At 48.2% G+C, this 6,317-nt stretch carries 8 protein-coding genes; 2 read left to right on the top strand and 6 right to left on the bottom strand.

The window, feature by feature from the left end; all coding sequences use genetic code 11:
* Positions 1 to 34 precede the first annotated feature (34 nt).
* On the bottom strand, positions 35 to 799 hold the full coding sequence (locus ACKFKF_RS23405; protein ID WP_446869898.1) for a hypothetical protein: 765 nt from the start codon (positions 797 to 799) through the stop codon (positions 35 to 37).
* A 218-nt stretch (positions 800 to 1,017) separates the two neighbouring features.
* Between ACKFKF_RS23405 and ACKFKF_RS23400 the strand changes: the two genes are divergently transcribed.
* A complete protein-coding gene (locus tag ACKFKF_RS23400; RefSeq protein WP_446869897.1) occupies positions 1,018 to 1,221 on the top strand; it encodes a hypothetical protein in 204 nt (67 codons plus the stop codon).
* Positions 1,222 to 1,265: 44 nt separating this feature from the next.
* Here ACKFKF_RS23400 and ACKFKF_RS23395 read toward each other — a convergent pair whose 3' ends face one another.
* From ACKFKF_RS23395 to ACKFKF_RS23385, 3 genes are all read right to left on the bottom strand, one after another.
* Complete coding sequence (locus tag ACKFKF_RS23395; RefSeq protein ID WP_446869896.1) at positions 1,266 to 2,084, bottom strand: SDR family NAD(P)-dependent oxidoreductase; 819 nt, start codon at positions 2,082 to 2,084, stop codon at positions 1,266 to 1,268.
* A gap of 520 nt (positions 2,085 to 2,604) precedes the next feature.
* Positions 2,605 to 2,838 (bottom strand): hypothetical protein, encoded by a 234-nt coding sequence (locus ACKFKF_RS23390; protein ID WP_446869895.1) that lies wholly within the window; start codon positions 2,836 to 2,838, stop codon positions 2,605 to 2,607.
* Positions 2,839 to 2,867: 29 nt separating this feature from the next.
* A complete protein-coding gene (locus ACKFKF_RS23385; protein WP_446862482.1) occupies positions 2,868 to 3,074 on the bottom strand; it encodes a hypothetical protein in 207 nt (68 codons plus the stop codon).
* A 725-nt stretch (positions 3,075 to 3,799) separates the two neighbouring features.
* On the opposite strand from ACKFKF_RS23385, the gene ACKFKF_RS23380 reads away from it, so the two are divergent.
* Positions 3,800 to 4,195, top strand: coding sequence for a hypothetical protein (locus ACKFKF_RS23380; protein WP_446869894.1), 396 nt, complete (start codon positions 3,800 to 3,802; stop codon positions 4,193 to 4,195).
* Here the strand turns inward: ACKFKF_RS23380 and ACKFKF_RS23375 are convergent.
* Both ACKFKF_RS23375 and ACKFKF_RS23370 read right to left on the bottom strand, forming a co-directional pair.
* Positions 4,192 to 4,860, bottom strand: coding sequence for a response regulator transcription factor (locus tag ACKFKF_RS23375; RefSeq protein ID WP_446869893.1), 669 nt, complete (start codon positions 4,858 to 4,860; stop codon positions 4,192 to 4,194). The two genes, ACKFKF_RS23380 and ACKFKF_RS23375, sit on opposite strands and share 4 nt — an antisense overlap.
* Complete coding sequence (locus ACKFKF_RS23370; protein WP_446869892.1) at positions 4,781 to 6,271, bottom strand: ATP-binding protein; 1,491 nt, start codon at positions 6,269 to 6,271, stop codon at positions 4,781 to 4,783. Before ACKFKF_RS23370 ends, ACKFKF_RS23375 begins: the two co-directional genes overlap by 80 nt.
* Positions 6,272 to 6,317 lie beyond the last annotated feature (46 nt).

Here is a 6,317-nt window from a genome sequence, read left to right as displayed (position 1 = left end):
CCGAAAGTTTCAATCACTTGTTTTTGTACTTCATCTATTTGCAAGGTGCTGTATCTGCCCATTCCAGCCCCTTTTTTCCCACACTGGGAGATTGCCCTGTCACGATCGCCCATTCCAGCCCCTTTTTTCCCACACTGGGAGATTGCCCTGTCACGATCGCTCTCATGCCGTTGTGCCGCATTCCTTTGGCGCAATTCAATAACAATTTATTCACGGTGCTGTCGCGATTTGCCAGAAGGTCAATTTCATCGAAAACGTCGAGCGATTTTGGTTGGGCAATGCCGTTTTCTACTCGACGATCGAACTCTGCAACAAAGGCTTTTACAGCTTTATGGCTTTCGGCTATTCCTTTGGAGGCTTTGGGGATGCTCCAGCGATCCTCTGCGGAATCGTCCATTGGGTCATGCAGCCGCGTAAAGGTGGAAACTGCCTGGTTTGCCTCGATTGCCAGCAGTAGGTTGACGAAAATTCCTTTGCCTTCGCCAGTTGACCCCATCACTCGCGTCATTGGCTTCTTGAGCAGTTTTGGCACTTTTGCCGCAAATTCTTCTGCGGGAATCCAGAGTTTCTCGGTCGTTGCTTTCGAGTCGGTTTTAGTAGGTTTGCGGAACACCATCGCTGTTTTGACTCGATGCGGGTTGAGGCGATCGTATTCAAATTTCAGATCCTTAATACAGCCGCATAGCACAGAAAACTCATTGCCCTGGTGGTTCAGCCCATCGATGAAGGCTTGCCCCCGGCTTTTACGATCGCGCAAGTTTAGATACACATCGAAGCCTGTTTGATCGCTGTAGGGCACGATTTCAGACGCATCTAGACAGATCCCTAGACTCTCCTTCCCACAAAGCTTTGATCAGTCGGTTGGCTCGATCATATTCCCCGATCGCGTCAAAGTATTGTAAGATTCTATTTTCATCTAAGCTTCTACTAGCAATTCTCTAGTCAGCGATCTAACAACCGTGTTGCAGCGGAACGTATCAGCCTTCTTTACTGATTTGCAGAGCTTGTCTGCGTCCGATGAACACGACCGTTAGCGCGAAGAGTGCAACTGGATCGCGTCCGAGTACTCAACAACTGTCTCACCAACTGCCCTCAATTCCATCTCCCACGCTGGATCGTCTGACGCAAACTGATCTTCTCGAAACACTTCCGATGCTCAAACTACTTGCGTCAAGCAATCGTAACGGCTCCAATCAAGCGACTCGTTCTAGGGGCGGGTGAGGAGTGAAAATAGCCCTTGATTTGAGAGACTTTAACAGACTGCTCTAACGTGAGTTGGCTCCAGCTTCTCTGAGCCTTTCAAGGCTTTGATCTTGGGGCAAAGGAGCCGCTAATTTTGAAACCTTCTCCATCAGACCAGGGATAAAACGATTTCCCCACACAGCAAGCTGGCTTTGCCAGCCCACTAAAATCTCCGGCGATTCCTTTTGCAGCCCCATCACGAGAGATTGAGCCACCTTTTGCGGAGTCGTCGGCACCACCCATCGAAACCACTGAAAGTTCTTCACCATGTCTGTATCGGTGAGAGAAGGCAAAAGGGCAATCACCCGGATATTGTGATCCGATAGCTCACTTCGCAGGGCTTGAGTAAACCCCAGAATGGCAAACTTAGTGGCTGAATAAGTGGCCATCGTCGGAGCGGCAATTTTCCCCATCAGGCTAGAGACATTGACGATCGTGCCTTGTCGCTGTACGGCCATGCGTCTCGCAATCAACCGAGTCATGGTGTACATGCCCATTAGATTAATCGCCATCTCTTCTTGGATGTGAGGCAGTTGAGATTGTAAGAAGGGGACTTGATGAGCGACCCCGGCACAGTTGACCAGGAGATGAACCGGCCCATAATCTCGCCACGTTTGAGCGACCTTAATGTTGACCTCGACAGGTTGGGTCAAGTCTAATGCCAGAGGAACCGCTTCGGCACCCAGAGCCGTGATTTCGGTGGCGACTTCCATCAAGCGTGAATGAGTCCTGGCGACTAAAATGATGCGCTGTGCGCCCTGTTTGGCAAACTCCAGCGCGATCTCTCGTCCGATGCCACGAGAAGCTCCCGTAATGAGAACGGTCTTTCCCTGAATATTCATGTTAAAGCCTCCGATGCTGAGGTGTTCGAGTGTTCTCAGCCTTTGCTGAACGGATGAGGGTGCAAAAAAGCTGAGGAAAGTCTTTGGGGGGACTGAATTGGCGCAACGATCGCTCAATCGACCTATCTATGCCTGCTGCTTTCCAGTCCCATAGCGCACTTCAGGGATTCAGGGGATGGGGTTAGAGTCAAAGATGTAAAGCATGAAACACAACTCCTAGCTGCAAGAATTAACCCGTAATCATTCGACCTGCATACCCTAGCAAAGGGATCAAGTCACTGCAACACTTATTAATAAAAAGGCTGGATTGTGATATTTCGCTATAAGACTCTCAGAAATTTTCGGGTTTTAAGGCAAGCGATCGATCCTTACCTTGCATCACAGTCATCGGTTCCTTCTAGGTTTGTGAAGGTCGCCCCAACTTCCTGAAAGATGAGAAAACCTCGAAACTGGAAGGCTATGTGAGCGAAGCTGAGATCGATCTCAGATGGCACAAGTTCTAGGGGGAAGTGAGAAATGATCAACAGCCTGGGATTTCTGCCAAATAAGGTGCCTGAACCACTGTTTCTATCCAGGGGTGTTCAGGATCAATGAAGAAGATGACGGCCCGACGAGCGCCATCGGAAGTATATGGCTCAGGGAAGTCAACATTTTCAAATCGAGCGATCCCATTTCCGTTAGCGATCACCGATGGCTCATCGTTACCCCAATCAAAACCCACGTAATATTGCCCTCCAGGACGCAAGTCTGGCACAGTCAACCCACTATCCCGGCAAATTGTGACTAGAGGCGGCACATAGTAGCCATACCCGATCGTCGCAGGCGTTGAGGTATTCGTGCCGTCGCTGGCTGAAATTTGGAGCGTTGATTAAACTCAGCGAGGCTGTCACTGGCCCCGCTGGTCTTCAAAACCGTGCTTGAGGTAGGGTAGGCGACCAACGAGTTACCAGTGCTGGCACTTTTCCAATCGCCCCCCTCCAAACGACGCATGACCGTTTCCGTATCACGTCGCTTTCCAGTATTGTTAGCCCTCTGGATTTATCTGTAGAATTGCCTTTTGTTGTGCCCCACAGGATGCAAGGCTCAAATAGCATAAATTCTTTATTTATTGCATGATGAAGACAGGATTCTGTCAATTTTTAAAAAAATGCCAAAGAGTAAGACATGCGTATCTTTAGCAAGTAAACTCCCTGCATACAAATTTTTCGCATAAATAAAATAAACGCATAAATAAAATAAACATGGATCGTGGATTAAATAACTCCGAAATTTCACCCTCACCCTAGCCCTCTCCCCAAGGAGAGGGAACCAGACTCTAGACCCCTTCTCCTTTGGTAGAAGGTTTGGCGAGGGCTTCGCCCCACTTCGTGAGGAGGGCGATCCGAGACTCTACAATTGTTGAAGTTATTTAATTCTCATTCCATTGGCTTGATGTAGGCGAGTACTTTCCGAAAGGGTATTTAGGATGATTCGCGGGCTATCAAAGCACGGAGTTGTATTATTAGCTACTTTGGGGATTTTGACAGACGAATCTTTATCTATTTCACAACCAGCTCTAGCGCGACCAGATCGATGTAGTGTGCAGCAAATCGAGAATAATATCGAAAGTCTGCGCGCCGATCCTTCTCTTGTAGAGTCCTTGGCTACCTGCGGCTCAGATGCCCTTCCAATTCTTCTGCGTTATCTTGATCAATCATTTACCAAGGACTCGGCGGATGGCGAGTATCAGCGACTCCTCATTATTACCTGCCCTCTCTAACTTGCAGCGTTTTGCTCGTGATAAATCAAATCTCATTCCAGGTGGCATTAACCCAACCTCTTTAGAAAGAAAACTTAACGGTGCAATCTTAGCGATCGCTGAGAACTCCGATGACGACACAGATTTTCGTATTCAAGCGTTTGAATCTTTAGAGACAAACAAACTTAGACCTGATGTATTGAAAGAGATACAGAATTCTATAGCCAGCGCTTTACTGAAAATTATTCAAGATCAAACCAAGAAACCAGAAGAGCGTTTAGATGCAGTTTCTAAACTAGGGGAGTTGTATCACAACAAGGCAATTCCTCACGCTCAGATAATTGCTCCAGTTCTAACTCAAATTGTGTGCTAAATCCGAAAGCGATACCCGATGCCCCGCACCGTTTCAATACATTCCTCGCCTAGCTTTTTGCGTAAGTGTCCCACATAGACATTCACAATATTGGTGCCAGGATCATAGTCATAGCCCCAAATCCGATCGAGTAGCTGTTCACGAGTCAGAACTTGTCCTGGATGGCGAAGAAAGACTTCTGCTAATAAAAATTCTCGTGCTGAGAGATCGACCGCTCGATCGCTGACCCACGCCTGTCGCGTCAAAAGGTTCAGCATCATCGTTCCAATTTTGAGAATTCCTTCTTCCTTAATGCGTGGAACTTGACGATTGCGTAGCTGAACGCGCACCCGCGCCAACAATTCTTCAAACCGAAACGGCTTGGTAACATAGTCATCCGCTCCACCATTCAACCCAGCTAAGGTATCGTCTAGTCCATCACGAGCGGTCAGCACGATGATCGGTAATGTCTCACCCTGTCCCCGGATGGTGGCTAAAACCTCCAGTCCATCGAGATCAGGTAATCCCAAATCTAGAATGAAGAGATCAAAATCGCCGCTTTGAGCAATTTGGGTTGCCTGTTTTCCTGTATGGACGATCGTTAAGTTAAACCCGTGTGCCTGAAGTCCGGTTTCCAAAAAGGCGCAGATGCGAAGATTGTCCTCGGCGATTAGTATCCTGCTCATCGGTATCCAGAGAATGAAGAGGCATCACAAGCATAAAAGTAGAGCCTTGACCCGGATAGCTTTCTAGCTCGACCCAGCCCTGGTGAGCGCGGATAATTGCGCTGACGATCGCGAGTCCCAACCCATGTCCTTCAACCGTGACATCTTGTTTAGTTGCCCGTGCAAATCGCTCAAAAATACGAGTTTGGTTTTCGGGAGCAATGCCTTCACCCGTGTCGCGAACCCATAGATAGGCATATTTTCCCTTGATTGACGAACCTAGGGTGATTGTATCGCCTGCTTGAGTATGGCGGATGGCATTTTGAACCAAGTTCATCATGGCTTGGGTGAGGCGCTGACGATCGACTGTGATCGGACTTAACCCTTTGGCTTCTAGCCGCCAATCGCGAACGGCAAGCGATCGAGCTTTCAGGTAGATTTCTTCGGTCATCCAGTCTAATTCTTCAGCTCTGGGATGGAGAAAATCGGGATGATCTGCTTTGGCGAGAATCAGGAGATCGTTCACCAGTCGAGACATGCGATCGAGTTCGTCCATCAGTAGTGTGATGGTTGTTTCTTGCTGATCAGGCGAATACTTCAGCATTTCTAAATGCCCTTGGATCACGGTAATAGGAGTCCGCAATTCGTGACTGGCATCTTTGAGAAATTCTTTTTGGCTGTCGAAGGCAAGTTGCAAGCGATCGAGCATTTCATTAAAGGTATCACCTAGTTCGGCAATCTCGTTGCGCCCCTGGATTGAGATGCGTTGGGTCATGTCAGATTCTGTGATCGATTGGGCGGTGGTAGTTAGAAGTTTGAGGGGTGCTAAAATCTTTCCGGTCATAATCCATGCCAAAGTAAGACAGAGCGCTAACGTGATCAGCGCAACCTGAGTAACGAGTGCGATCGCGCGATCAATCGCCTGAAATCCCGCAGAGGCATCGTGAATCGCGACGATGTAAGCCGTTTCGTCACCGAGTGTGATGGGTTCTACCGCGTAGTTGATTTTCTGATTTGAAGTCGATAGGCTGCCGTAGGAGGATAAACCATCTTGCTTCCAAGTTTGGATGATTTCACGCGGTATAAAATTTTTGGGTAAGGGCGAACTGGTTTTATAAATCTGATCCCCAATAAGCATCACAATGTACTCATTGCGAGTTGGCGCATAATTTGAAAGCAAGCGATCGAACAAAGCGGGCAATGTCTTTGCAGATTGCTCACCTTCGAGCCGATTTCTTTCAACCATTAACTCAAATTGCTCAACCCGTTGGCTGAGTGCCTCTTCTGAACGAGTTTGAAGACTGTGACAGAAGATTTGGCGCGTGGCTTGTAGCAAGATCAGCGCGGTTCCTACGGTCAGAAGAGAATACCAGACTAACAATCTGAGGCGAACTCCAGCGATGACTCGGTACCATGCAGGAAACGTTGACATGAGGCTTGTGTTGCAGTTTGTTGGTGTGATCTTATCAATCATGTGG

Source organism: Phormidesmis sp. 146-12 (assembly GCF_052939495.1).
This window is presented reverse-complemented; position numbering and strand designations above follow the sequence as displayed.

Excerpts from the sequence above, each read along its gene's own strand:
- ACKFKF_RS23385 (WP_446862482.1), bottom strand. The coding sequence starts at position 3,074 with ATGCGTCGTTTGGAGGGGGGCGATTGGAAAAGTGCCAGCACTGGTAAC.
- ACKFKF_RS23400 (WP_446869897.1), top strand. The coding sequence starts at position 1,018 with ATGAACACGACCGTTAGCGCGAAGAGTGCAACTGGATCGCGTCCGAGT.
- ACKFKF_RS23375 (WP_446869893.1), bottom strand. The coding sequence starts at position 4,860 with ATGAGCAGGATACTAATCGCCGAGGACAATCTTCGCATCTGCGCCTTT.
- ACKFKF_RS23395 (WP_446869896.1), bottom strand. The coding sequence starts at position 2,084 with ATGAATATTCAGGGAAAGACCGTTCTCATTACGGGAGCTTCTCGTGGC.
- ACKFKF_RS23380 (WP_446869894.1), top strand. The coding sequence starts at position 3,800 with ATGGCGAGTATCAGCGACTCCTCATTATTACCTGCCCTCTCTAACTTG.
- ACKFKF_RS23370 (WP_446869892.1), bottom strand. The coding sequence starts at position 6,271 with ATGTCAACGTTTCCTGCATGGTACCGAGTCATCGCTGGAGTTCGCCTC.